The sequence below is a fragment of the Streptomyces sp. NBC_00829 genome, from assembly GCF_045161795.1.
Lineage (GTDB): Bacteria > Actinomycetota > Actinomycetes > Streptomycetales > Streptomycetaceae > Streptomyces.
On record NZ_CP108867.1, the window covers coordinates 7,210,058 to 7,235,132 of the forward strand.

The window sequence follows — 25,075 nt, forward strand, 5'->3', positions numbered from 1 at the left end:
GTTGATGCGTACCGGCTCTGTCGAAGAGCGCGGCCTGCTGGAGCAGGCGGTGCGGGCTGCGGTGAGCGGTGCGCGTTTCACCCCGTTCACCGACGGTCCCGTCGGTGCCGTCGACCGTCGCAGAGGGGCGGCGCACAGCGCGGGAGCGGTGTTCCGGTCCATGCTCGGGCAGGACTTCGACCTGGGACAGCCCGGTGCCCGCGACCGGGTGGGGACGGAGTCGTCCCCGTACGGACAGAGCCTCGGCGTGCGCTATCTCCGTTCCGAACCCGGGGACCTGGTGCGCGCGGCCGCGCGCGCGATGGCGGGCTGGCGCGCCGCGGGACCGCGGCGCCGGGCGGGTCTCGCGGTGGAGATCCTCTGCCGACTGAACGACCGCAGCTACGAGATCGCGCACGCGCTGCACCACACGACGGGCCAGGCCTACACCACGGCACACCGGGCCGGTGGTCCGCAGGCGCAGGACCGCGGACTGGAGGCCGTGGCCCGGGCGCTGGCCGCCTCGGCGCGCCCACCGGCCGGCCCGTACGGTGAGGGGCACCCGGAAAGGGCCGGCCGGCCGTGGGTGGACGTACCGGACCTCGACGGCTCCCGCACCGTCGTCCCCCGCGGTGTGTCGCTGCTCATCGGCTGCCCGGACTTCCCCACCTGGAACGGCTATCCGGGCCTCTTCGCCAGCCTGGTGACCGGCAACCCGGTGATCGTCAAGCCCCATCCGCGGGCGGTTCTGCCCCTCGCCCTGACCGTCCAGGTCGCCCGGGACGTCCTGCGGAACGCGGGATACGACCCCAACGTGGTGACCCTGGCCGCGGAGAAGCCCGGCGAGCAGCTGGCGTCCCGGCTCGCGACCGACCCCGACATCCGTGTCATCGACTTCACCGGCTCGGTCAGGTTCGGGGACTGGCTGCGCCGCAACGCCCGCCAGGCCACCGTCCACGTCACCCCCGTCGGGGCCAACACGGTGCTGGTGGACTCCACCGACAACTACCGCAGAATGCTGCGCGAGCTCGCGCTCTCCCTGTCGCTGTGCAGCGGACAGAGTTCCACCGCGCCGCAGAACATCCTCGTGCCCTCCGGTGGAATCGCCACCGACGAGGGCCACAAACCCATAGGCCGGTTCAGCGTCGACCTGGGCCGCGCCGTGAAGCGGCTGCTGGCCGAACCGCGGCGCGCGGCGGGGATTCTGGGCGCGCTCGGCAGCGACCGCGTCCGCAACTCGCTTGCGTACGCGGCCGGACGCGGTGTGGTGGTCCATGCCTCCGCGCCCGTGGTGCATCCGGACCATCCGGCGGCCGACATCCGCACTCCGCTGATCATCCGGCTGGAGGCGCACGACGAGCAGGTGTACGCCCGCGAATGGGCCGGTCCCGTCTCCTTCGTGATCGCCACCGAATCGACGTCCCACAGCCTCGATGTCTTCCGCCGTACCGCGGGCCGGCACGGAGGCCAGTACGCCACGGTCCACTCGACGGACCCGCTGGTGCTGGGGGCCGTCGAGACCGCGGCGCTGGACGCCGGGGTGCATCTGTCGGAGAACCTCGCCGGAAACGTCTTCATGGACCAGTCGGCGGTGTTCGGCGACTTCTGCGACGCGCAAGTGCCGCCGGGCGCGCACGCGGACCTCGCCGACCCCTCGTTCATCACCGGCCGGTTCCGCGTCGTCCAGGCCAGGCGCCCGGCCGCGCGCATCCAGGGCATCAGCGCGGCCGAGGCCTGACCCGGAACCCGGGGCCTGTCACCGGTCGGCGGGCACCGTCCGGGCCGCGAACTCCACGAGGTCGGCGACCACGCGCTCGGGCTGCTCCCAGTGGACGGCATGGCCCACGCCCTCGTAGGTGAGCAGGCGCGCGCCGTGGATGGCGTCGAGGATGATCTGCTGGTCGCTGCGAGGAAGGAAGTCGTCCTGGTCGCCCCAGATCACCAGGGTCGGCACGAGGATGCCCGCGAGGGTCGCGGTGAGATCCGGTTCGAGGAGTCCCTGCAGTGTCTGCTGCCAGACGTGGGCGGGGAGTTTGAGCGCCTCGTCGATCATGGTCTCGATGAAGCCCCTGGCCACCGGGCGGTTCACCATGGCGGACATGAAGTCCTCGACGAACGCGCGGGGGACCGGATCGGTCAGGCCGTCGATCGTGCCCTGCATCCCCGTCAGGGCGGGCTTGTCCGCGAGCGTGGCGGGGACGCCGAGCAGGATCAGTCCCGAGACGCGGTCGGGGTGGCTGCCGGCGACCATGCGGGCGGCCACACCGCCGCTGGAGGCGGCGACGAGGACGGCGCGGCCGACGTCGGCCGCGTCGAGGAACTCCACCAGGTCGGCGGCGAAGTCCTCGGGGCGGTAGCCGTCGGGCGGACGGTCGGCGTCGCCGTGGCCGCGCTGGGTGGGCGCGTAGCCGTGCAAGGACGCGGGCAGGCGTCTCAGCAGCGGTTCGAAGGACCACCACGAGTCGGCGATGCCGTGGACGAAGACAACCGGTGTCCCGCGGGGGTAGCCCGCCTCCGCGTAAGGGAGCGTGAGCCCCTTCCGCAGAGGCGCGGCCTTGACGGAGATGGTGGTCATGGCGGCCTTTCTCGCCCTGCTCGGTGGTCCCCCGAGCGGTATCGGGGGATCCGAGCGGCGGCCCTACTCGGCAATCTCTGTCCGTTCCCACCATTCGTACACGGTCAGCCGTCCCTCCGGGCTGTCCTGATGCCGCGACGTGACTTTGAAGTGCTCGAACCCGCCGCGGTGCGGAATCTTCAGCTCTTGTCCGGGAGGGGTGATCGGGACGATCCGCTCCCGCAGATCGTCCGGACCTCCCTCGAGGACCGCCTTGTTTGTCATAGCCCAAGTCTTGCCACCCGAGCGACCGCGCGCACCTCGGGTCGCCAATGGAGTGCACGGCGGGCGGTGGGCACGGCGTGCCGCTGCCCGTCAGCTCCAGCTGTCGTGGCCGGGGTTGCCGCCTTCGCAGAGGGTGGTGAGGCGGTCGGTGTAGTGGATCCAGCCTTCCTTGTGGGCGGCACAGGCCTGGGGAGTGGGCAGGCCGCTGTGGACGAGACGGAGCAGAGTGCCGCCGGCATCGGGTTCGAGGGTGATTTCGACCGTGGTCGAGCCGGGCGGGACTGCCAGTTCGCTGTCCAGCCAGCCCCAGGTGAAGACGAGGCGTTTGGGCGGGTCGATCTCGACGAAGCGGCCCTCGGCGACGTTCTCGCCGGTGATCGTGGTGCGGTAGGCGCCGCCGGGAGTGAAGTCGAAGGTGCCGTCCTGGCCCATCCAGGACAGCCACTTGTCCCGGTCGGTGAAGAACGAGAAGATCGTTTCCGGACGGGCGGCGATGCGCCGCTCCAGCGTGACCGGGTCGGTGTTCACGGGCTCGTCCCTTCGCTGCGCTCGGCGCGTTCGGCCGCCTCCGCGAGCTCGGCGAGGGCGTCGAGGCGGGTGGCCCACATCGACTGCAGATAGTCGGCGAGCGGCCCCATGCCCTCGCGGTCGGCGCGGTAGAAACGTTTCCTGCCGTCCTGGCGCAGCGTAACGAGGCCGGAGTCCCTGAGCACCTTGAGGTGCTGGGAGACCGCGCCGAACGTGACGTCGAACCGCTCGGCGATCTCGCCCGCGGACAGCTCGGCGTCCCAGACCAGCCGCAGGATCTCGCGCCGTCTGGGTTCGGCGACCGCCCGTACCGCATCCATACGGAACATTTTAGCGTCCGCTTCAGCTTGCCGTCGCGCCGCAATCATTTTAGGCTGTACTAAATCAATACGAGGGGCCGATCCGAGGAGAGAGCTCATGACCACGCAGCTGAACACCCTGCCCGCCGCCATCCAGGAATGCGCCGAAGCGGTGGTGGCGACGGCGTCGGGCATCCGTCCCGAGCAGCTCGGCGACCGCACGCCGTGCGAGAAGTACACCGTCGCGGAGCTTCTCGACCATCTCGGCACGACCCTGTCCTCCTCCGCCCGCGCCGCACGCAAGGAGGCCCAGCCCGGCGAGGCACCGGCCCCCGGTATGTCGCCGCGGGCCGTCGCCGATTCCGCTAACAGCGCCGCGGCGGCCTGGGGGCTGCCCGGTGCGTACGAAGGCACCACCGTGTTCGGCCCCGGGGAGATGCCGGCCGGCTTCGCGGCCACGATCACCCTGGAGGAACTGGCCCTGCACGGCTGGGACCTGGCCCGTGCCACCGGCAGCCCGTTCACCATCGGCGAGGACGCCGCTCAGGCCGCGCTCGGCGCGGTGCAGCAGATCGCCGATCAGGCCCGGGCTGCCGGGAGCTTCGGGCCGCCCGTGCCCGTGGCCGCGGATGCGACGGTCTTCGACCGGGCACTGGCCGCCAGTGGACGGAACCCCGGCTGGGCTCGCTGACCTCCGGCCGGCGGCCCGCGGTGGCCTCACCGCGCCGCAGGCTCACACTCCGGTCCGGGCTCCCGTACGGCACAGGCCGCTGCGGGAGCCCGGACCGTTCCGCGCCGGACCAGGGGCAACCGCCGCCGAAGCACGATAGGAAGGGGCACAACCGCGTGGTGGGCGCGGGATGCGACAGGGCACGAGGGGCGGGAGCCGATGGACGCGGACAGCGGGCGGGGGCGCGTGCTGGTGGTGGACGACGACCCGGCGATCCGGCGGTCGCTGGAGCGGGGCCTGCGGCTGGCCGGCTTCGCCGTGGCCCTGGCCGACGGGGGACGGCCCGCGCTGGCGCATGTACGGCAGCGGGCGACCGATGTCGTCGTGCTGGACATCTCCATGCCGGATCTCGACGGAATCCAGGTGTGCCGCACACTGCGCGACGCCGACAACGACGTACCCGTGCTGATGCTCTCGGCGCTGGACGAGACCGCGGACCGGATCGCCGGACTCCAGGCCGGCGGCGACGACTATCTCGTCAAACCCTTCGCACTGCAGGAGTTGGTCCTGCGCCTGGAGGCTCTGCTGCGCAGGCGGCCGCCCACAGCCACCGACGTGGTGCGCATCGGCCCGCTCGTACTGGATCCGGCGGCCCGCGAGGCCCAGTTGGACGGCGAGCCGCTGTCGTTGACCCGGCGCGAGTTCGAACTGCTGGAGGTCCTCGCGCGCAACGCGGGGATCGTCCTCAGCAGGGACCAGCTCCTGGACCGCGTCTGGGGTTACGACTTCGAGGTGCGCACCGACGCCGTCGACACCTTCGTCAGCTATCTGCGGCGCAAGCTGGAGAGCGGCGGCCGTCCACGGCTGATTCACACGGTCCGCGGATTCGGCTTCGTGCTCCGCTGCCCCGACAGGGGACCGAGCCGATGAAACTCTCGACCCGCGTTGCGCTCGCCGTGGGCGTCACCGTGCCCCTGCTGGTCCTCGCGGCCGGGTGGCTGCTGCTCCAGTTCGTCGCGCGCGATCTGCACGCACAGCAGGACGCACATCTGCGCGAACGCGCCACGCAGGTGGCGGCGGATGCCCGGCGCCTGCTGCGGGTCACCGCGGCCGACCGTCCCGCCGCGGTCGAGCAGGCGCGCGAACGGCAGTTGTACACCTCGGCCCTCGATGTCGGCATCCGGCTCAGCGGGCCCGAGGGTACGGTCGCGGGCGGCCCCCAGCCCAGCGCGTCCGTACGCCTCCCCCCGCGCGCACCCAAGCCGGTGACCATCAGGGAGGGGAAGGACGGCTGGCGGGTGATGGCGGTGCGCGTACGGGGATCGAAGCCGGGAGTCGACGGCACGTTGTGGCTGTTCTCGCCGGACGCGGCCGGCCAGGGCCAACTGGCCCTCGTGCGCAGACGCGTGATCACCGTCGCCCTGCTGGCGGCTCCCGTGGCGGGCGCGCTGGGCCTGGCCGTCGCCTCCGGGGCCGCCCGTCCGCTGCGCCGGCTCCAGAAGCGCACCAGCGGACTCGACCCGAGGGCCGACGCGGCACGGCTCGACCACACGCCGACCGGAGTCACCGAGGTCGACGACCTGGCCCTGACCCTGCAGACCGTGCTGGCCCGCTACGACGAGCAGGCCGCCAGAACCGCAGGAGCCCTGGACACGGCACGGTCCTTCGCCGCCGCCGCCGCGCATGAACTGCGTACCCCGCTGATGAGCATGCGGACGAACCTGGACATCCTCACCGAGCACCCCGGCCTCGGAACGTCGGACCGTACCGAGGTCCTGAACGATCTGCACAGCGAACACACCCGGATGCTGGGCCTGTTGGTGATGCTGCGGGAGCTCGGCCGGGGCGATCTGGTGGAGGCGGACGCCTTCGGCCCGGTGGACCTGGCGGAGGTGATCGACGCCGCGGTCGCCGACGCCGGACGCAGGCATCCCACGGCTCGGATCGAGGTCACGGCGATGCCGCGGCCGGGTGTGTACGGATGGGAGCCGGGGCTGCGAACGCTCGTCGACAATCTGCTGGCCAACGCGCTGATCCACGGCTGTGGCCAGGACGGACGCGCCCGCATCGAGGTCGGACTGCGCCTGGGCGGAACCGCTGGGGAGCCGGTCGCCGTACTGACCGTCGACGACCGGGGGCCCGGCATCCCGCCCGCGGAGCGCGATGCGGTCTTCCACCGCTTCCGGCGTGGTCCCGGGAGTCCCGGCTCGGGGCTCGGCCTCACTCTGGTGGCCCAGCAGACAGCCCTGCACCGAGGTCGCGTCCTGATACAGGACCGGCCGGCAGGCGAGGGCACCCGGTTCGAGGTGCGCCTGCCCGTCCAGGGCGGGACCGCGCCCTCCTTGCCGGCCGACCGGGACTGGCTGATCGCGGCCGCCCGTCGGCCACAAGGTTTCCACAAGGTAGGCCTCTAGCTTCTGGCCGTGCGCGGGCTCATGAGCCCCGCCCGACCCAGGAGGTAGACCGTGAAGACGACCGCCAGGACTGCAGGACTCGCGCTGACCGCCGTGGCTGCCGTGCTCGCCGCGACAGGCGCTGCCGTGGCAGACGCCGGGGCGGCCGGCACCGGGACACCGTCGCCCGGTGCGGCGCCGACCGACGACGGCGCGAAAGGGCTGTGCAAGAGGGTGACGAAGATCGAGAAGCGACTGGAGCGGGCCCTGGGGCGACTTGGCGGCGACGCGACGGAGCGCGGGTCCATCAGCAGGCTGGAGAAGCGAGTCGAGAACGCGATGAAGGCCGGTCACACCGAGATCGCGACCTTCCTGAACGACAAGCTCACCTTCCGCCGTTCGCTGGTTCCCACCCTGGAGAAGCGGCAGAAGGATCTCGTCGCGGTCAAGTCCTGGTGCGCGGCGAACGGCAATGGGGACCAGAAGTGAGGGCGCTTCGCCGCACCGCCCCTGCCGCCGTGACCGCGCTCTTCGTCCTTACATCCCTGGGTGTTCTCACGGGGTGCGGTCAAGGCGACGGCGGGAGCGGCACGGGGTCCGGTGCACCGGCGGCGACCGGTGGCCCGTCCGGGGTCGAGGAGCTGCGCTCACTCGTCGACGAAGCCGAGTCGGCGGCGGCCGCCGCGGAGTCCGCGGCGGCCGAGGACAGGTGAGAGGCCGAGGACATATGAGAGAGGTGTCCCAGAGACGTTGACGGATCTCCGGGACACCCGGCTCCCGGCCGGCTCAGCGCAACAGGGCGCCGGTCACTTCACGTTGACCGCGCTCCAGGCGGCGGCGACCGTCTTGGCCTCCGTGCCGTCGGCGCCGTACAGGTCGCCGGCCGCCTTCACGGTCGCCTCCCGGGCGGCCTTGTAGTCGGTCGTCGAGGTCATGTACGCGGTGAGGGCCTTGTACCAGATCTTGTAGGCCTTCTCCCGGCCGATCCCCGTGACGGTCGAGCCGTCCGACGTCGGCGAGTCGTACTCGACGCCGTTGATCGTCTTCTTGCCGCTGCCCTCGGACAGCAGGTAGAAGAAGTGGTTGGCGATGCCGGAGGAGTAGTGGACGTCCACGTTCCCGGCGTCGGCCTTCCAGGCGTCCAGGGACTGCCCGTCCTTGCTGGGCTTGTCCATGTAGCGCAGCGGCGTGCCGTCGCCGTTGATGTCGATCTCTTCGCCGATGAGGTAGTCGCCCACGTCCTTCTTGTTGTCGGCGAAGAACTCCACCGAGGTGCCGAAGATGTCACTGGTCGCCTCGTTGAGCCCGCCGGACTCTCCGCTGTACTCCAGCTTGGCCGTGCGGGAGGTCAGGCCGTGGCTCATCTCATGGCCGGCGACGTCGATCTCGGTGAGGGACTTCTTGTCGCCCTCGCCGTCGCCGTAGGTCATGCAGAAGCAACTGTCGTCCCAGAAGGCGTTGACGTACGAGCTGCCGTAGTGGACCCGGGAGTACGCGGCCTTTCCGTCGCCGGCTATGCCGTCGCGGCCGAGCTCGGTCTTGTAGAAGTCCCAGGTCATGGCGGCGCCGTAGGCGGCGTCGACACCGGCGGTCTGCCGGTCGTCGTTGTTCCCGCTGCCCCACTTGTCGTCGTCGTCCGTGAGCACCTTGCCCGTGCCGCTCTCGCCCTGGTTGAGGTCGTACGTCTTGTGGCCGCCGCGGTCGCCGTCGTTGAGCTCGAAGACGGAACCGTTCTTGGCGGTGGTGAGGGGGACGTCGCCGCTGTACTGGCTGGTGCCCGTGCCGGTCTCGACGGCCTCGTGCTGGTACAGCCTCTTGCCGGTGGCGGCGTCGGTGACGATGTGCAGCCGGCTGGGCGTACCGTCTTTCTGTACACCGGTCCTGACCGTCTCGAAGGCGAGGACGGGCTTGCCGTGGCCCGCCCAGATCACCTTGCGGGCGCCGGCCGCCGCCTTGCGTGCCGTGTCGGTCGTCGCCACCGATATCCGTGCGTCGTTCGCCTTGTCGACGCCCTTGAGCGTGCCGTTGCCGGCGGTGTGCGTGACGAGGTCGCCGCCGAGGACGGGAAGCCCCGCGTAGGTGCGCTCGTAGCGGGTGTGCACGGTGCCGTCGGCGTCCTTGAGGACGTCACGGACGACCAGCTTCTCCTTCGTGCCGAGGCCGAGGCTTCCGGCGGCCGAAGGGGCGTCCGCCTGCGCCGACTTGATGGCCGAGGCACGCGCAGTCGCAGCCGTCGGGACGGGGGTGGGGTCGCCTTTCCGGTGGGGTGCGGTGCTCGCGGAAGCGGACTGTACGCCGACGACGACCATGGCGGCAGCGGCCACGAGGGCAGCGGCGCGCCGGGTGTTCCCGTGGGGGGTCATGCAGTCTCCATCGTTCGTCCTGTGGGGAGTGAACGCCGTCGAGCGTGCCACCGAATGAACGAAGTTGACGGAGTACCAACAATTACCTCACAAGTTCTTGACCAGTTCTTGTCCGATTGGGAGTCTTTGTTGTCCGCTATTCGGTGGACTTCGGTGACTTGTACAACGGTCCCCAATCGAGGCGGAGTTGAGGGAGTGGGGTCGAGGCCCCGCCGGTGCGCCGCATGGAGATCCCGTTCCGATACCGCCCCGGCTCCCGGGCCGCTGCCGGGCGGCGGGAGCCGGGGCGGTCGGCCGGGGCCGGTCTGTCGGCGGTCGCCCCAGGAGCGCGAAGACGTGGTCCGCGGACCCGGTGGCGGCTGCCCGCGGAAACCGCCGCCTGAAGACCTCAAAGCCTGAGGCGGACCACGTTCACGGGGCAGTGCCATCGACAACGGCCTTTGGAAAAAGCGGAGTTGAGGCTCACAACATCGGCTTGGACGGCGTCGGCTTGGACGGCGTCGGCTCGGACGGCGTCGGCGCGGTTTTCGGCGCGGTCGCGGACGCCGTCGTGGATGCCGTTGCCTTCCACAGGCGCCGGCAGGAGAGCAGTGTGGCAGTGATCAGGAGGCCGTTGCGCAGGACCATCAGTGTGTTGCCGAGGGCCGAGCCGTACATGACCTCCAGGTAGTAGGTCGGAAAGGCGAGCGCTGTCACGACGGACGCGGCCAGCAGCACACAGGCGACCGGCCGCTGGGTGGTGTGCCGGGAGGTGAGACAGACCGCGGCCAGACCGATCAGCCAGACCAGGTACTGCGGACTGATCACCCTGCTCGTGACGGTGAACAGCAGCACGGCGGCGAGTGCCGCGTCGAACGGCGTCGCCGCGGTCCACCGCGATGCTCTGCCGCGCCAGAGCATCAGCCAGCCGAAGGCGGTGGCCGTGAGCAGCATGGACACCTGGGCGACGATCGCCACATGCATTCCGCTGAACTCCAGCGCCCCGTAACGGGATTCGATCCAGATCGGCATACCGGACGCCCGCATCAGCGACAGCGCGGTGCCGCCCAGCGACTCGATCTGTACGCCCCTCGCGCCCTGTTGCTGCAGGAATCCGAGGCTGTTGCGAAAGCCCAGGGCGAGTACGGCGAGCAGTGCCGCCGCAGCCGCCGCGGCGGACAGCCATGCCTGCCGACTGGTGCGCCCGCGCTCCGCGCCCACCAGGGTGAGCAGCGGCCAGACCTTGATCAGGGCGCCGAACGCGGCGAACATCCCGCCGAGGCGGGGGCGGCGCCCGGCGCTGAGCAGGGCCAGCACGGCGAGGGCCGTGACCTCGATGTCGAACCGGCCGTGCGGCACATTCAGGAGCAGCGGCAGCCCGGCCGTCCACATCCACGCGCCGGCCAGGCTCCGGCCCCGGCGGGCCAGTGCGAGCGTGACGACCGCGTCGGCGAGCAGTGTGAGGACGAGAAACGCCTGGAAGTAGCCGAGGAACGGCAGTACCGCGGGGAACAGGAACACCAGGCCCGCGCCCGGCGGGTACTGCCAGGTGACGTCGTTCACGGGGAACGTACCGCCGGTGAGCTGCTCGTACCAGCGCGGGTAGAGGAAGTGCACCTCGTTCGAGACGTTGCTGACGCCGATGCTGTCGTGGATCAGCAGATACAGCATGCCAAGACGGGTGAGGGTCCAGAACGCGTACAGCGCCACGATCGATTTCCTGGTCGTCCAGGCGTCGACATGGCGGCTCGCGAGGGCCAGGGCGGCGCGGGCTGCCGCGCCGGGGGCCGCGGGGCCGCCTGAGGGAGAGTCGGGCCGGTGGGTGGCGTCTGTCTCCGGGCCGCCCGGTGCGGCGGTGCTGCCCAGAAGGCCGGTCTTCTGCTGCGTCATAGACCGGAAATTTATTCCCTTTTGTCCCCATCTTCCGGCAGTGAACCGCTCGCACTTGCGCCGCGCACCCCACCGTCCGTCCCCGGCCTCGGCCGGGTCGGAGAGCCGGGAACTCCGGCGGGATCCCGAGCGTCGGAGCGACCGCCCCCCACACGGCGGCCTGAACCCCGTCGAGGTCGACCTTGGGATCCTCGTCGTTCGGTGCGTCGGGGAGACCCGGCCCGGGGCCTGGTCGAGCACGGAGTCAGGCATCCGTGCGTCCGTGACCCCGCGCCCTGAAGCAGTGTCCGTCCCCGCCGCGTTGGGGGGAGGTCATGGACCTCGTCGACCCCGCCACCGGACAGGCGACATCGCAGCGCCCCGAGCTCGGGTGCCCCGGACGCGGAAGCGTCGTGCGCGGCGGCAGCCGCAGCGTACGAGAGCTGGTCCGGCCGGCCGGACTGCTCGACTACACGCAGGTCAAGCACGTCATGCTGTGACCGGCACGTGTAGCGCGCCGTACTGCGACCGGGGTCACGGCCGCCCGAAAAGCCGCTCCAGGACGACGGCGACCCCGTCGTCCTCGTTCGAGGCAGTGTGCCGCGGCACGGCGGCCAGCACGGCAGGGTGGGCGTTGGCCATGGCGTAGCCGGCGCCCGCCCACTGCAGGACCGTCAGATCGTTGGGCATGTCACCGAAGGCGACGACGTCCGACGCGTCGATTCCGCGGGCGGCGCACAGGGCCGCCAACGTGCCCGACTTGCTCACGCCCGCCGCGCTGATCTCCAGCAGTCCCGTCCCGCCCGAGTGGGTGTACTGGGCCAGACCGGCCGCGGACGCCTCGGCGGCGGCCAGCAGGACGTCCGCGTCGAGCTGCCCCGACCAGGCGAGCAGCTTGGTGACGGTCACATCGGTCAGCCACAGGTCCGGCAGAGACGGCACCGGCACCTCGTATTCGTCGCTCGCGGGGAAGCGCAGCCCGAACCTCGGCTCGTACAGGACCTGGTGGCCGGTCTCCAGGGCGAAGCCGACCCCGGGGGCGGCGTCCGACAGCGCGGTGGCCACCTGGCGCGCGGCGGGCAGCGGCAGGGGGCGTGACTCGACGACCGTACGCGAGGTGATGTCGTAGACCAACGCGCCGTTGCTGCACACGGCCGTCCCGACCAGTCCGGTCGTGGCGGCGATCATGTCGACGAACCGCGGCGGCCGGGCGGTGACGAAGACAACTTCCGTGCCCGCGTCGACCGCGGTCCGAAGGGCTCGGACAGTGCGGTCCGAGAGGATTCCGCCGCGGCGCAGAAGGGTACCGTCGAGATCGGTGGCGATCAGCCGGGGGCGTTGCATCGCCCGATATTACTGAACCGACCGGTGCGGGGCGGTCAGCGGTCACCGGTTGGCGTACGGGCGACGCCGCTCTTGTCACATCGTCTGCCGTCCTGGCGTGGAGGGCGGCACTGTGTCGCTGCCCCGGCCCACCCGGCATGGCCTACCGTCGCCGTCATGACGACGTTTCACAGTTTTGCCGTGCACGTTCCCGACGCCGACCTGGAGCCGGACCCGCTCGACCCGGCCCAGATCCTGCGGGGCACCCCCGAGGTGTCCGGGAAGGTGCTCTGGGAGTCGCGGGACGGCAGGAACAGCAGGGGGATCTGGCAGATCACGCCGGGAGTGGTGACCGATACCGAGGCCGACGAGTTCTTCGTCGTGGTGAGCGGCAGGGCCACGATCGCTGTCGAGGGCGGTCCCACCTTCGACGTCGGGCCCGGCGACGCCTGCGTGCTGCGCGAGGGCGACCGGACCACCTGGACCGTGCACGAGACGCTCCGCAAGGCGTACCAGATCACCAGCGCGTAGCGAGTGACCCCTGGTCAGTTGCTCAGCGACCGGTCGCGGTCCGAGCGGCGCCGGGCACGCGCCAGCAGTGCGTGGATCCGGCCTCCCGCCTGATCGGCGCTGTCGAGGGGCGAGGCGAACGGAAGCCGGACGTCATGATGGCCGCGTGCCCGTTCGAGGCGGAGCGTGATTCCGAAGCGGTCGACGGCCAGCGGCACGACCCGTGCCGCGTCCCGGACCTGCCGGGGGTCCACGAGCCCGGACAGCAGTGTCACCACGTCGTCGTGATCGTCCACCAGATGAGTGAGCATGTTCGCCTCGCAGTGGGACAGAGGATCCTCCTGCGCCGCGATCAGCTCGTCCAGCCCGGCCGAGACCCGGCCGTCGGCCGTCTCCAGGACCGCGCCCGAGAAGCCGAAGCACCTGTCTCCCTCGTCCGTGTCGTCCGCGGCCAGCCATCCGGTGACGCTGAGACGGGCGCGCACACGGTCGCGGACGGCCGTCGGGGCGATGTCGGTGAACTCCAGCGTGGCGGCCGCGAAGCCCCAGGGCGCGGACTCTTGCTCGCGGTCCGGCTCGGCGTCGGGGCGTGCCGAGGGGGACGTGCAGATGTGAATCCTTCCCCAGGGCTGTGCTCCGGTCGCCCGGGAGACTTCGGAGCGCCCCTCCGCGGTGACCACGGTCATCGAGTGGGCCGCCGCCAGAATCGTACGAATCCGTTCGGCGCCGGTCGGCTCGGTGCGGGGAGGGTCGGAGAAGGCCATGGGGGTCTCCACAGGTCGAAGGGGCGCTGGCACTGCCGGTCCACCGGCCGGGACCGGAGAGACTTAGGTTAGGCTAACCTAAGATCAATCGGGAGGGGTGGGGGTGGATGAGTGACCGGCGGGCGGACCCCGGGAACCGGCTGGACGAATGGGCCGACCGTGTGGTCGCGGGTCTCGACGCGCACGAAGAGGTCGACCGCGCCCTGTTCGGCGAACCCGGTGGCGGGGGTGGTCCAGTGGCCGGTACGTAGTCTGGCCTTGCCTAAGTTCTCGTGCTCCGACTCAGCGGGCAGGCCGCGGCCCGGCGGCGGAATCCAGCAGCTCAAGGAACCGCCGGCCGAAGAGGTACGCGTCGCCCGGCCAGCGGGCCGAGACATAGTGGCGGTCGCCGACGACGAAGGCGGGGGTGTCGTCGGTTGCCGTGCCGCGCGCGGCGAGCACCCTGGGCCCGCGTTCGAACTGTGCGCCTGGAGCGTCGAGTGCGGCCCTGACCTCGTCCTCCACATAGGCGGGATAGGTGCGGTAGTAGCGGCCGAGCCGCCATGCCGTGGAGAGGTAGGCCGCGCGCTCCATGTACTTCGGCAGGCAGGTCGTGCGCCGGTCCGCCAGGACGCTGCGGTCCCCGCCGGCAGCACGGGTCCGCGCGAGCACCAGCACGCCGTGACAGATGGCACCGACCGGGCGGTCCAGAGCCCAGAACCGGGCGACCTGATCCCGCAGGCTCTGCGAGCCGAGGTACTGCCGCATTCCCGGCGCGTGTCCGCCGGGCAGGATCAGCCCGTCGAAGTCCCCGGGGTCCACCTCCCCCCATGCCACCGTCGCCCGGAATTCGGGGGACCGGGTCAGCTCCTCGTAGAAGCGCCTGGGCTCCGGCGCCGCGCCGAGCCGCCCGAAGACCACTCCGGTCAGCAGCCGGGGGTCGGCGGCCGGGCGTGTCCCAGCCCACTCGGTCGCGAAGACCGCCTGGTGTCCGGCGTCCGTGAGCATCCGCCAGGGCACGGCCACCTCGGTGACGTCGAAATCGCGGTCCGGGACCGGTATGAGTACGCGCACACGGACATCATGGGCCCCCGGGGCAGGCCGTGGCAGCCCCCTCCCCTCCCGAGCCGCCCCGCGGTTCTTGGAATGTTTTGGGCCCCATGAAATGTTGGCCTATACATCGAGCTGGAGGTTCGACCGACCCCACCGCCGCACGTGGGCCGACGGGCCCGCCCCCCATCAGCGAGGCACCGTGACCGAGAACCGCCCCACATCCGAGCAGCCGGCCGACATCGTGGCCCGGCTGCGTGCCACCTTCCGCTCCGGCCGTACCAAGCCCGTCGACTGGCGTACGGCACAGCTGCGGCGGCTGCGGGACATGCTCACCGAGCAGGGCCAGGAGCTGGCCGCCGCCCTCCACACGGACCTCGGCAAGAGCGCCACGGAAGCCTTCCGCACCGAGACCGACTTCACCGTCCGCGAGATCGATCACACCCTGGAGCACCTCGACGGATGGCTGCGCCCGCAGCCGGCTCCGGTCCCGGCGCACATCGGTGAGGCCGCGGCCTGGACGCAGTACGACCCGCTGGGTGTCGTCCTGGTCATCGCCCCCTGGAACTATCCGGCGCAGCTGCTGCTCACGCCGATGATCGGTGCGCTCGCCGCGGGCAACGCGGTGGTCGCCAAGCCCAGCGAGCTCGCCCCGGCCACCTCCGCCGTGCTCGGCCGACTGCTGACCCGGTACCTCGACACCGACGCCGTGGCCGTGGTCGAGGGCGGGATCCCGGAGACGACGGCGCTCCTGGCCGAGCGTTTCGACCACATCTTCTACACCGGCAACGGCGCCGTGGGCCGCATCGTCATGACGGCCGCGGCCCGGCACCTCACGCCCGTCACCCTCGAACTGGGCGGCAAGTCGCCGGTGTTCATCGACCGGGACGCCGACCTGCCCACGGTGGCCGCGCGGCTCGCCCGCGGCAAGTTCCTCAACGCGGGGCAGACCTGTGTGGCGCCCGACTACGTCCTCACCGACCCCGAGACGGCCCGCGCCCTGGAGCCCGCGCTCGTCCAGGCCGTCGAGACGCTGTACGGCTCCGAGCCGGCGATGTCCCCGGAGTACGGGCGGATCGTCGACGAGCGCCACTTCGACCGGCTGAGCGGCCTGCTCGAATCCGGCCGTGTCGTCACCGGCGGCGAGCGTGACCGCGCCACGAAGTACATCGCGCCGACCGTCCTCGCGGACGTCGACCCGAAGGCGCCGGTCATGCGGGAGGAGATCTTCGGCCCGGTTCTGCCCATCATCACCGTCGCGGACCTCGACGAGGCCATCGCCTTCATCAACGACCGCGACAAGCCCCTGGCGCTGTACGCCTTCACGGAGTCGGACGCCACCCGTCGGCGCCTGGCCGCGGAGACCTCTTCGGGCGGACTCGGCTTCGGTCTGCCGCTGGCCCATCTCACCGTCTCCGACCTGCCCTTCGGCGGCGTCGGCGAGAGCGGCATGGGCAACTACCACGGCCGGTACTCCATCGAGACGTTCAGCCACCGCAAGGCGGTGCTCGACAAGCCCCTGGCATGAACACCTTGCGGTTCAGCGGTTCAGCGGATCGTGGTCCGTCCGTGGCCGGTTCGGGATCGCGTCGAGGACCGGCTGGTGGTGGTCGAAGGCGATCGTGGTGACCTTGCCTCCTCGTCCTCCCGCAGGGGCAACCGGCTTGGTTCACGCGGGGGCCGGCTCGATGTTCTGGTTCGCGTGGAACAGGTTGTTCGGGTCATAGGTGCGCTTGATCGCGGCGAGTCTGTCGTAGTGGTCGCGGTAGGTGGCCATCACCCGCTCCTGGCCCTCGCCCGCGCCGATGAAGTTCACATACACACCGCCCATGGAGTACGGGTGCAGCTCCTCCCAATAGTCCACCGCCCACTGCTTGATGGTCCCGGCGTTGTCCGGGTCGGGGTCGATGCCACCGATGACGCCCGACCAGACGGCGTCGCGGAACCCCCAGGCGGTCTCGTCCCGGCCGACCCTGCCGGCCGCGCCGTCGACCGGGTAGAGGTGCATGGTCGACAGGTCGGTGGGGAGGTTCTCGCCGTACTTGAGATGGACGTCGATGGCCTCGTCGGTGATCCGGTCGAAGAAGTCCCCGCGCCAGTACCACTGGAGTCCGGTCGGGATGAGCTCGTCGAACATGGTCTGGAGGGCGGGGTAGGGCATCGGAGCGGTGAAGTGGAAGGTGGGCGCACCCGGTTCGTTCACGGGCGCGAGGGCCTCGTCGAGGGCGGCCGGGTCACCGGTCCAGCACCACACGACACCGCACATCTTGTGACCGTGGATCTCTTCGGGGAAGGGCGGGCCCGGCGGCACGGCCAGCAGGGCGAAGAAGCCGCTCAGGTCCTCGGGCGCCTGCGGCAGGAACTCGCGGTACCAGCGCAGGACTTCGCGGGTCTGGTCGACCGGCCACACGCTGACCGCGACGCCGACGGTGTGCACCGGGTGCAGCGCGAACGAGAACGAGGTGACGATGCCGAAGTTCCCGCCGCCGCCGCGCAGGGCCCAGAACAGGTCGGGGTGTTCGCTCTCGCTCGCGGTCACGAAGCTGCCGTCGGCGAGTACGACGTCGGCGGACAGCAGGTTGTCCGCCGTCAGCCCGTACTTGCGGGTGAGGTGGCCGTGGCCTCCGCCGAGGGTGAGCCCTCCGACGCCCGTGGTCGACATGATTCCGGCCGGGGTGGCAAGACCGAAGGCGTGGGTGGCGTGGTCCAGGTCGCCGAGTTGGCTGCCGCCGCCGACCTGGGCCGTCCTGCCCGCCGGGTCCACGCGCGTCCAGCGCATCGGCGACAGGTCGAGGGTCACACCGCCATCGACCAGGCAGAGGCCGGCACCGCTGTGTCCGCCGCCCCTGACGGCGAGTTCGAGGCCGTGGTCGCGGACGAAGTCGACCGCGTTCATCACGTCGGCCACGTCCGTGCATCTGACGAAGGCGGCCGGACGGCGGTCGATCATTGCGTTGTAGATTCTGCAGGCCTCGGGGTAGTCCGGGTCCTGGGGTCCGGTGACCGGGCCGCGCAACGCTGCCCGCATGCCGTCCAAGATGGTGGCGTCCATGGCGATCTCCCTGACGAGGCGCAGACTCTCCGCCCGGCCTCCCGGCCGTAGCGGCTGCCGTGCCCTTCGCCCCGCCGCCGCGAATTCCCCCGCCGACGGAGTCCTGGCCCAGGCACCCTCATGGGCCGCGAGCGCAATCGGGCGCCGCGGGGCTGACAAGACCAGCGTCCCGCCGGGCGGCGTGCGGCGCAATTCCACTGCCATCCCAGGGTCGTCGGGAGGCCGGTGCCCTGCCGCTCGGTTCAGGCGACCCTGGACATCGGATCAGACGGCCCTAGACATGGGAGCGCCTGCGCTGGAGGTCGCTGCCCGCCTGCAGCGCCTCGGAGATCAGACGTACCCCTCGGGCGAGACGGTTGAGCTGCTCCAGTTCGACGGCGTACATCCTGATGGTGTTCTCGATGATCGACTCGGCCACGCCGAGCGTGGGCAGTTCCGCCCGGCAGGTCTGCAGCGCGGTGCGGACGGCGCGTATCTCGTGCTGGACCTGGAGCTGTGCATGGCGTGCGAGGAGGATGGGGTGGCGGGTCAGCGGCGAGTAGCCGGCGTAACGGGCCGGCAGGAGGTCTCGCAGCCAACGGGCCGCCGTACGCTCCCAGTCGTGGCTGCCGGCCGACTTCACCTGGCACGGCCAGTCCACGTTGATCGGGGAGTAGGTCTGGGACATCGTCGTCCCTTTCGATGTCATGCGCATGGGCACTGATCAAGGGGCTTTCCGGCGGTCCCGGCCCAGGGGTTGACCGGGACCGCCGAGAGTGGGCGGTCCGAGGGGAAGCGGAACGCCCGGTGGGGACACCTTGTGGCGGCGCGAGGAGGAGGCGCCGCCGCTTCGGCGTCCGGCTATGTGGCCCGCGCGGGCTTGTCGCGGCCGATGACCCGGATCGACGGATTCGCGTTGACCGGCCGCGGTCGTTGCCTGCGAACTGTGCCGCGGGCGACGGGACGATGCATGGATTGCATGGTGCGGGATGCCGCTTTCCTTGGGGGCATGGCCTGATCGGTGACTCCGGGAACCGGGGTCACCGGAGCAGTAAATATATATACCATCGAGTAAGCAAGGGTATGAAAAAATTCATGCATCACTCGTCCTGAAAGTCCCTCGTCTTCGAGCGCTGCCCGATCCGGTGCGAACGAGCGTCCCGCTCACTCCTCCAGGAAGAAATTGTGCTGGTCAGCGACCTGCTCGTAGCCTTCGAGCCGGACCTGAGTGCGCTGCGGATCGGCGTCGGCCATGGCCTGGAGGATCGCGGCGGAAAGAACGCCTGGCGCCGCGTACGAGTCGAAGACCAGGCGCGACCCGGTGCCCGCGATCAGCGCGACATCGGCCTCGTCCACCAGCGGCCCGAGGGCCAGATCGGTGATCAGCGCGACCTTCAGCCCGATGCTGCGCGCGGTGCGCATCGCCGCGAGGGTCTCTTTGGCGTGCCTGGGCATCGCGAACGCCAGGACCCATGTCCCGCCCGCCTCCCGGGACTGGAGCAGCGCGTCGTAGGCGACGCTGCCCCCACGTGTCACCGTGCGCACATCCGGATGGATCCGCCGCGCCGCGTACGCGACGTACTCCGCCAGGGACACCGAGATCCGCAGGCCCAGAACGGTCAGTGGCACCGACCGGGCCAGCTCGCGGCCGACGTCGAGCACCTGGTCGGTGTCGGCGAGCAGCCGCCGCAGGTTCTCCAGATTCTCGATCTCGGCGTCGACGGCCGCCTGAAGCTCGTTGCGGCGGATTTCCTCACGGGTGTCCGGTGACCCGGCGACCGCGCTGAGGGCGATGGGCTGAAGCGCCTCCCGCAGCGCCGGGAACCCGCTGAAGCCCAGCGAGGACGCGAAGCGGGTGACCGACGGCTGGCTGACCCCCACACGCTCCGCGAGTTCGGTGATCGACAGGAACGCGGCCTCGGTGAGGTGGTCGACGAGGTACTGCGCGATGCGCCGCTGCGCTGGGGACAGCCGGTGGCCGCCGAACAGTGCGAGAACCCTGTCCGTTGGGGCAGCCTCTGTCTCGGGAGGCTGGCTCCCCGGCGTGATAGCAGACGCCTGCGCGCGTGCCTGCTGCCCAGATGACACCGGTGTCACTCCTTCTCGTCCCACTTTCGCTCAACATAGCTCACTCACCGTGGCCGCAAGCGGTGGAGAAGGAGAACGGGCAGCAGTCGGCTGTGCCATGAGTGGATCAACGCGCGTCGACCGTCGCCGTCGCGGTGTTCCAGCCGGAGATCCGCAGCCGGGGTGCGGAACCGTGCAGGTCGGCCGTGCGGTACCTGGCCGTCAGCGTCGCCGATTCGCCGGGCCAGAGGCTGACCTGGTTGTCGGACCAGCGGACCGGCAGAACGGGCACGCCCGCCGCATCGACCACATGAACGTCGGTGAGCAGCGCAGGGGTCCGGCCGCCGCCCGTGTTGCGGATCGTGACCGTGGTCGTGGATGTCCCCTCACCGTCGGCCGTGGTGCTCGCCGTCGCGGACACGGACGTCTTCGCCATGGAGCTCAGCCCCGTGAGGTCGCCGTACGCCGTGGTGGGAGTGTGGTACCAGTCGGTGTTCGCCCAGTCGAGCACATCGGCCTTGGTGGAGAGCCAATAGACGTTGCGGCTGACCTCCTTGCCTGCGGCGTCGGTGAGCACGAGCCTGGCGAGGTATGCGGGGGAGAGACCGGCGACCGACGCGGGCAGTGTCAGGGCCGTGGTCCTGGCCCCGTCGCCGCCCACATCCAGTCCCTGCACCGTCCTGTCGTACTTCCGGGTGCCGTCGGTGTTGAACAGGCTCACGCGTGCGGTGAGGCCCGACGCGGGAGCGTGCCGGCTGTTCACGAGGACCACGGAGCGGCTGTCGTACGAATACTGCACATGCAGTGGCTCATTGGCCTTCTTGGCTCCGAAGTAGGCGCCGCCCTGGTCCAGAAAGCGGTCCAGCAGCTGCCAGTGCAGCGAGGTCCATCCGCTGTTGAACATCCAGTACACGACACCGGTGGCCGGCTTGGAGGCATCCGTCGCGTTGCGCGCGTACGACTCGAACTGGGCCCGGACATTCTCGTACTGGGCCAGTTGGGCCTTGCGTACATAGTCGGCGAGGCTCGTGGGCGCGCCGTACCGTCCGGCCAGCGCGTCGTCGTAGATCTTCAGTGAGCTGAAGGTGCTGGACGGGGAGCGGTGGTACTGCTTGGCCGACGGGTTGCGCCACAGAGTGTCGAGTTCTGCGGGGGACATCATGCGGCGCAGGGTGTCGAGGGTCGGGATGTCCGGGCCGGCGCTGGTCTCGGAGTTGAACCCCGTGGCGCCGCCCTCACGCTTGGCGTACCAGTAGGCGGGCGGGACCCAGTCGTAGGGGCCGGTCATCTTCATGCCCGAACTGCCCAGGACCGGCGAGGACTTGGAGGACGCCGCGGCGACCACCGGAGTGGACCAGTCGGCGTCCCGCAGCGCGTCGAGATAGTTCTTCTCGATTCTCGCGTCGGGGGCGAAGTCGCTGCCGATCAGGAAGGAGATCACGCTGGGGTGGCCGCGCAGCCGTGCCGCCTCCGCGGCCATCGACGCCTTCGCGACGGGGTAGTCGGCGTCGGTCCATTTGTCCCCGGCCTCACTGCCGTTGTTGTTGCCCTCCCACTTGTCGCAGCACTCCCAGCCCGGCAGCGTGAGCACGCCGTGGCGGTCGGCGAGGTCGAAGAACTCGTCCGGCTCGATGTGCCCTTCGAGCCGGAGGGTGTTCAGCCCCAGATCGAGCGCGTACTTGAGCCGGTCCTCGACATAGCGGCGGTCCCAGCGCAGGAACTCGTCGGGGGACCAGCCGCCGCCCTTGATGAGCAACGGACGGCCGTTCACGCTGTACCGGCGTGTGCCGTCGCTGTTCAGCGGCGCCTTCACATCCCGGATGCCGAAGCTCTCGTGCGCGGTGTCGGAGACGGCGCCCGCGGCCGAGACGGTCAGATCGAGGTCGTACAGAGGCTGTTCGCCCATCGACGCCGGCCACCAGACGCGCGGTGACCGCAGGCGCAGTTGGGGGTGGGCGGCCGGGGTGAAGACGACCGTCCTCGACTCGTGTGCGGGCAGGGTGACGTCCTGGCTGAACGGTGTGCCGCCGAGCGTGCCGGACACGGTCGCGGTGACCTCGCTCGCCGAGTCGTTGCGCGCCTTTGCCTTGACGGTCACCTCGGCGGAGGCCAGCGACGGCAGCGCGAGTGTGGTGACCGCATGCGCGTCGCGCAGCGCCACGGGTCCGCCGCGTCGGACCAGCACATCCCGCACGATGCCCATGTTCTGATCGGGCGGTGGCTGAAGCCAGTCGAGCCAGCCCATGGTGAGGTTCTTCAAGGGAGCGTTGGGCTCGATCCGGAAGGCGACGGTGTTGACCCCGGGCCGTACCAGGGCCGTGATGTCGAGCTCGTGGTGGGTGTACGCGCCGGTCACATCGCTCCTGGCCGCGATCCGGCTGCCGTTGACGTAGACGTCGGCGGCGGAGATCACTCCGCTGAAGTCGAGGTAGGTGCGCTGTGCGGTGTCGGCGACGCTGAAGTCCGAGCGGTACCACCAGGGGACGGCGAAGTCGGCGGCCGGAATCTTCTTGAGATTGGTGGAGTAGAACGGATCCGGGTACGTGCCGTTCGCGAGGAGCGCCGCGATCACCGTCGACCGGGGCCCTGCCGGATACCAGCCGTTCGCCGGGTAGCCGGGGCTGGAGACGGCTGCCGGGGAGTCGGAGACCTTGGCCGTGGACTGGATGGCGTATCCGTTCAGTGGCGTCGTGCTCCCCGGGGCGACGGCCACCTCGGTCACGGCGGGGCCGCGCGCCGTGCGTGCGACGGGGGTCGCTGCCGTGGTGCTCGTATGGAGTGCGAGCAGCAGGCCGAGGACGGCGGCCGCAGCGGTCAGGCGCCGGGGCGGGGCGGGGCGATGGACCACGGTGATCTCCCGGATCTGTGCGGGGCGTCGGCGCGCGGCGCTGCGGCGCGGTCACGTGAGGGGTCTTTGCCAAGTCGGCCCCGACGCTAGGGATCTGAGTGGGGCACGCCAAGAAACGCGGTGCTCGCGGTGCTCGCGGTGCTCGCGGTGCTCGCGGTGCTCGCCGTGCCGGGACGGCGCAATCCGGCCGGTGCTGCGGTGTGGCCGGAGAGGTGCCACCGGGCCCGCGGCGAGGGGCGGTCTCGGTCGTCCCGCTGCCTCCGCCGAGGATCCGGTGGTCCTCGCCCGCGTGGCGGACGGATGCTGCCGCTGGAGCCTGTCTCAGCCGGCCAGCCCGGTCACCGGCGCCGCCAGGTCGGTGAGCTGGTGCAGTTCGTTCAGCCGGTCGAGGCCCTGGGGGATCCCGTTGAGCTGCCCCGAGACCGACGGCATGCCGCTCTTGTGCTCGGCGGGGACGGCCATCGAAGTGAGCTCGTCGAGCTGGTTCGAGGCGGAGATCATGTTGGCGGGGGCGACGTCGGCGCTCGCGGCCGGGGCTGCAAGCGCGGTCGCGCCGGTGGCGAGGGCGATGGCGGCGAGAACGCGATGTGTTTTGGTCATGTCCTAGCAACGGCCGAAGCCGCGGGCGGACACGGCCGCGTGCCCCCGCTCACCCGCAGGCCGCAATCCTGCCCGACAGCGCTCCGCGGCGGGTGCGCGCAGCCCCGCGCGCACAGCCTTTCGACGGGCGTCGAAATGCCCGGTGCTGCCCGCGGAATCTGATGACTGCGCACGGCCCGGTCCCGGATCAGGGGCGCCCCCTCGTGGCCGCCCGTCCCGCCGTACGCGCATCGGCGTGTACGCGCTCCGTCCGTCGAGAGGGCCGCGATGACCGGCCATGCCCTGCCCCGCCGCGCGCTGCGACTCGCAACCGCCACCGCCTTGGCCGCCACCGCGGTACTCGCCGGACCGGTGTCCCGGGCCGCCCACGCCGGTGGCGGCGAGGGGGGTTCCGAGGCCCGGTGCGCCGCTACGACGGCTCGGCGCTGGTGCTGTACGCGCTGCGCGAGAAGGTGGGCGACGCAGCCTTCCGGAAGGTCGAGCGGGCCTGGGTGAGCGACTACCAGGGGGGCCGCCGGCACCGAGGACTTCATCGCGCTGGCCTCCAGGACCGCCCGGCAGGACCTGGACCCCTTCCTCACGCCGTGGCTGTACGGGGGCCGGACACCGCCGATGCCCAACCACCCGGACTGGACGGTCGCACCGGTGCCGGAGTGAGGGCCCGGCGGCGCCCGTCGCTCGCGGCGCCGGCTCGGCCGGAGGATTGGCTCGACGGTGAGTCGGCCGGGCCCGACGTCGAGAGGCGATGGCGGGGTTGCGGGGTTGCGGGACAGCCCTTTGGTTAGGACAGGTTCTGACCTGAATGGGGGATAGCGTCACCGTCGTGCCGGCAATAGCGCCCTGGGAGGCTGCCCGATGGAATCGATCAACGGTGTCGAGGTCCTTGCTTTCGCCGATGCGGCGCAATGGGAGTCCTGGCTGGACGAGCACTACGTGGTGGAATCCGGAGTGTGGCTGAAACTCGCCAAGAAGAATTCCGGTATTGCGTCCGTGACAGCCGCGGAAGTCATCGATGTCGCACTCTGTTACGGCTGGATCGATGGTCAGCGCCGGTCCTGCGACGAGACGTACTTCCTCCAGAAGATCACTCCGCGCCGCCCGCGGAGCCTGTGGTCGCAGGTGAACATCCGCAAGGTGGAAGCGCTGACCGAGGCCGGACGCATGCGGGAGCCGGGAGCCCGCGCGGTCCGCGAAGCCAAGGCCGACGGCCGGTGGAGCGCGGCCTACGCCTCACAGAGGAATGCCGCCGTTCCGCCGGATCTCATGGTGGCGCTGACGGACAATGAGCAGGCGAAAGCCTTTTTCGAGCAGCTGAACAAGACCGAGAAATATGCTGTGATCCATCGCCTCCTGACGGCGAAGACTCCTGACACGAGGGCTTCGCGGCTCCGGCGGATGATGGCCTCGCTGGAGGCAGGCAGGCGGATCCGATAGCCCGTGAAGGGGACGGATTCGTGAGTCTGTCCGGCGTCCGGCAGTTTGTCTGGGACGATGCCGGCACACCGCAGCCCGGGCTCAAACGATCACTGGAGGAACCATGGCCGGTCAGTTCGAGGCAACGGTCGAGGTCGGCCGTCCCATCGAGGAGGTCTTCGAGTTTCTCGCCGACGGCAGGAACGATCCCAAGTTCAGCCCCCGGGTGCTCGAGATCGTGAAGACGCCCGACGGGCCGACGACCAAGGGCACCGTCTTCAAGAGCACGGTCAAGGACGCCGGAATGACGACCAAGAGGGAGTTCCGGATCGCCGAGATCGTCGTCCCGACCAAGATCCGCTGGAATGAGACGTCCAACAACATCGTGACCGCCACCGAGGGCGGTTACGACCTCGAGTCCACGCCCGAGGGCACGACCCGGGTGCGTATCTACAACCACCTCGAAGGCCACGGCGTCGGCAAGCTGCTCGTGGGCCTCGCGCTGAGCGCGGCACGCAAGGACGCCGACGCGTTCGGACAGCGGATCAAGGCGGCAGTGGAGGCATCCTGA

The 25,075-nt window shown here is 70.6% G+C and carries 26 protein-coding genes; 12 read left to right on the top strand and 14 right to left on the bottom strand.

Annotated features, from left to right (window positions below):
* Positions 1-4 precede the first annotated feature (4 nt).
* Complete coding sequence (paaN, locus tag OG293_RS32415) at positions 5-1,717, top strand: phenylacetic acid degradation protein PaaN (protein WP_406002303.1); 1,713 nt, start codon at positions 5-7, stop codon at positions 1,715-1,717.
* 18 nt (positions 1,718-1,735) lie between these two features.
* Here paaN and OG293_RS32420 read toward each other — a convergent pair whose 3' ends face one another.
* The 4 genes from OG293_RS32420 to OG293_RS32435 form a co-directional block, all read right to left on the bottom strand.
* Positions 1,736-2,554: an alpha/beta fold hydrolase gene (locus tag OG293_RS32420; RefSeq protein ID WP_406002304.1), complete on the bottom strand. Its 819-nt coding sequence runs from the start codon at positions 2,552-2,554 to the stop codon at positions 1,736-1,738.
* A 63-nt stretch (positions 2,555-2,617) separates the two neighbouring features.
* Entirely contained in the window at positions 2,618-2,818 is a 201-nt protein-coding gene (locus OG293_RS32425; protein WP_406002305.1) for a DUF5988 family protein, read from the bottom strand.
* Between the two features lie 90 nt (positions 2,819-2,908).
* Positions 2,909-3,346 carry an SRPBCC domain-containing protein gene (locus tag OG293_RS32430; protein ID WP_406002306.1) on the bottom strand — a complete coding sequence of 146 codons (438 nt, stop codon included), beginning with the start codon at positions 3,344-3,346 and terminating at the stop codon, positions 2,909-2,911.
* Positions 3,343-3,666, bottom strand: coding sequence for an ArsR/SmtB family transcription factor (locus OG293_RS32435; protein WP_406002307.1), 324 nt, complete (start codon positions 3,664-3,666; stop codon positions 3,343-3,345). The genes OG293_RS32430 and OG293_RS32435 overlap by 4 nt, the downstream gene beginning before the upstream one ends.
* 97 nt (positions 3,667-3,763) lie before the next feature.
* Here OG293_RS32435 and OG293_RS32440 point away from each other — a divergent pair, with 97 nt between their 5' ends.
* From OG293_RS32440 to OG293_RS32460, 5 genes are all read left to right on the top strand, one after another.
* Positions 3,764-4,336 (top strand): TIGR03086 family metal-binding protein, encoded by a 573-nt coding sequence (locus OG293_RS32440; protein WP_406002308.1) that lies wholly within the window; start codon positions 3,764-3,766, stop codon positions 4,334-4,336.
* Positions 4,337-4,534: 198 nt separating this feature from the next.
* On the top strand, positions 4,535-5,245 hold the full coding sequence (locus tag OG293_RS32445; RefSeq protein ID WP_406002309.1) for a response regulator transcription factor: 711 nt from the start codon (positions 4,535-4,537) through the stop codon (positions 5,243-5,245).
* The gene (locus tag OG293_RS32450) at positions 5,242-6,729 is read left to right on the top strand and encodes a sensor histidine kinase (protein WP_406002310.1); all 1,488 of its coding nucleotides are present in this window, start codon (positions 5,242-5,244) and stop codon (positions 6,727-6,729) included. Before OG293_RS32445 ends, OG293_RS32450 begins: the two co-directional genes overlap by 4 nt.
* A gap of 51 nt (positions 6,730-6,780) precedes the next feature.
* Positions 6,781-7,197: a hypothetical protein gene (locus tag OG293_RS32455; protein WP_406002311.1), complete on the top strand. Its 417-nt coding sequence runs from the start codon at positions 6,781-6,783 to the stop codon at positions 7,195-7,197.
* Entirely contained in the window at positions 7,194-7,421 is a 228-nt protein-coding gene (locus OG293_RS32460; RefSeq protein WP_406002312.1) for a hypothetical protein, read from the top strand. The genes OG293_RS32455 and OG293_RS32460 overlap by 4 nt, the downstream gene beginning before the upstream one ends.
* Before the next feature lie 93 nt (positions 7,422-7,514).
* On the opposite strand, the gene OG293_RS32465 is transcribed toward OG293_RS32460, so the two are convergent.
* Both OG293_RS32465 and OG293_RS32470 read right to left on the bottom strand, forming a co-directional pair.
* Complete coding sequence (locus tag OG293_RS32465) at positions 7,515-9,071, bottom strand: M4 family metallopeptidase (protein ID WP_406002313.1); 1,557 nt, start codon at positions 9,069-9,071, stop codon at positions 7,515-7,517.
* A 462-nt stretch (positions 9,072-9,533) separates the two neighbouring features.
* Positions 9,534-10,721 (bottom strand): glycosyltransferase 87 family protein, encoded by a 1,188-nt coding sequence (locus OG293_RS32470; protein ID WP_406003789.1) that lies wholly within the window; start codon positions 10,719-10,721, stop codon positions 9,534-9,536.
* A 533-nt stretch (positions 10,722-11,254) separates the two neighbouring features.
* On the opposite strand from OG293_RS32470, the gene OG293_RS32475 reads away from it, so the two are divergent.
* A complete protein-coding gene (locus tag OG293_RS32475) occupies positions 11,255-11,419 on the top strand; it encodes a hypothetical protein (protein WP_406002314.1) in 165 nt (54 codons plus the stop codon).
* A 34-nt stretch (positions 11,420-11,453) separates the two neighbouring features.
* Here OG293_RS32475 and OG293_RS32480 read toward each other — a convergent pair whose 3' ends face one another.
* A complete protein-coding gene (locus tag OG293_RS32480) occupies positions 11,454-12,263 on the bottom strand; it encodes an HAD family hydrolase (protein WP_406002315.1) in 810 nt (269 codons plus the stop codon).
* A gap of 156 nt (positions 12,264-12,419) precedes the next feature.
* On the opposite strand from OG293_RS32480, the gene OG293_RS32485 reads away from it, so the two are divergent.
* Positions 12,420-12,773, top strand: coding sequence for a cupin domain-containing protein (locus OG293_RS32485; RefSeq protein WP_406002316.1), 354 nt, complete (start codon positions 12,420-12,422; stop codon positions 12,771-12,773).
* A 14-nt stretch (positions 12,774-12,787) separates the two neighbouring features.
* Here the strand turns inward: OG293_RS32485 and OG293_RS32490 are convergent, their stop codons facing one another.
* Positions 12,788-13,516, bottom strand: a complete 729-nt coding sequence (locus OG293_RS32490; protein WP_406002317.1) for a DUF2470 domain-containing protein — start codon at positions 13,514-13,516, stop codon at positions 12,788-12,790.
* A 107-nt stretch (positions 13,517-13,623) separates the two neighbouring features.
* Here OG293_RS32490 and OG293_RS32495 point away from each other — a divergent pair, with 107 nt between their 5' ends.
* A complete protein-coding gene (locus OG293_RS32495) occupies positions 13,624-13,767 on the top strand; it encodes a hypothetical protein (protein WP_406002318.1) in 144 nt (47 codons plus the stop codon).
* 31 nt (positions 13,768-13,798) lie between these two features.
* Here OG293_RS32495 and OG293_RS32500 read toward each other — a convergent pair whose 3' ends face one another.
* Entirely contained in the window at positions 13,799-14,569 is a 771-nt protein-coding gene (locus tag OG293_RS32500; protein ID WP_406002319.1) for a type 1 glutamine amidotransferase domain-containing protein, read from the bottom strand.
* A 178-nt stretch (positions 14,570-14,747) separates the two neighbouring features.
* On the opposite strand from OG293_RS32500, the gene OG293_RS32505 reads away from it, so the two are divergent.
* Positions 14,748-16,073, top strand: coding sequence for an aldehyde dehydrogenase family protein (locus tag OG293_RS32505; RefSeq protein ID WP_406002320.1), 1,326 nt, complete (start codon positions 14,748-14,750; stop codon positions 16,071-16,073).
* A gap of 141 nt (positions 16,074-16,214) precedes the next feature.
* On the opposite strand, the gene OG293_RS32510 is transcribed toward OG293_RS32505, so the two are convergent.
* The 5 genes from OG293_RS32510 to OG293_RS32530 form a co-directional block, all read right to left on the bottom strand.
* Positions 16,215-17,597, bottom strand: a complete 1,383-nt coding sequence (locus tag OG293_RS32510; RefSeq protein ID WP_406002321.1) for an FAD-binding oxidoreductase — start codon at positions 17,595-17,597, stop codon at positions 16,215-16,217.
* 274 nt (positions 17,598-17,871) lie between these two features.
* Positions 17,872-18,264: a hypothetical protein gene (locus tag OG293_RS32515; protein WP_406002322.1), complete on the bottom strand. Its 393-nt coding sequence runs from the start codon at positions 18,262-18,264 to the stop codon at positions 17,872-17,874.
* A gap of 476 nt (positions 18,265-18,740) precedes the next feature.
* The gene (locus tag OG293_RS32520; RefSeq protein ID WP_406002323.1) at positions 18,741-19,664 is read right to left on the bottom strand and encodes a MurR/RpiR family transcriptional regulator; all 924 of its coding nucleotides are present in this window, start codon (positions 19,662-19,664) and stop codon (positions 18,741-18,743) included.
* A gap of 106 nt (positions 19,665-19,770) precedes the next feature.
* The gene (locus tag OG293_RS32525; protein WP_406002324.1) at positions 19,771-22,491 is read right to left on the bottom strand and encodes a glycosyl hydrolase 2 galactose-binding domain-containing protein; all 2,721 of its coding nucleotides are present in this window, start codon (positions 22,489-22,491) and stop codon (positions 19,771-19,773) included.
* Positions 22,492-22,812: 321 nt separating this feature from the next.
* Entirely contained in the window at positions 22,813-23,091 is a 279-nt protein-coding gene (locus OG293_RS32530; RefSeq protein ID WP_406002325.1) for a hypothetical protein, read from the bottom strand.
* An 855-nt stretch (positions 23,092-23,946) separates the two neighbouring features.
* Here OG293_RS32530 and OG293_RS32535 point away from each other — a divergent pair.
* A complete protein-coding gene (locus OG293_RS32535; RefSeq protein WP_406002326.1) occupies positions 23,947-24,525 on the top strand; it encodes a YdeI family protein in 579 nt (192 codons plus the stop codon).
* Positions 24,526-24,628: 103 nt separating this feature from the next.
* The gene (locus tag OG293_RS32540; RefSeq protein ID WP_406002327.1) at positions 24,629-25,075 is read left to right on the top strand and encodes an SRPBCC family protein; all 447 of its coding nucleotides are present in this window, start codon (positions 24,629-24,631) and stop codon (positions 25,073-25,075) included.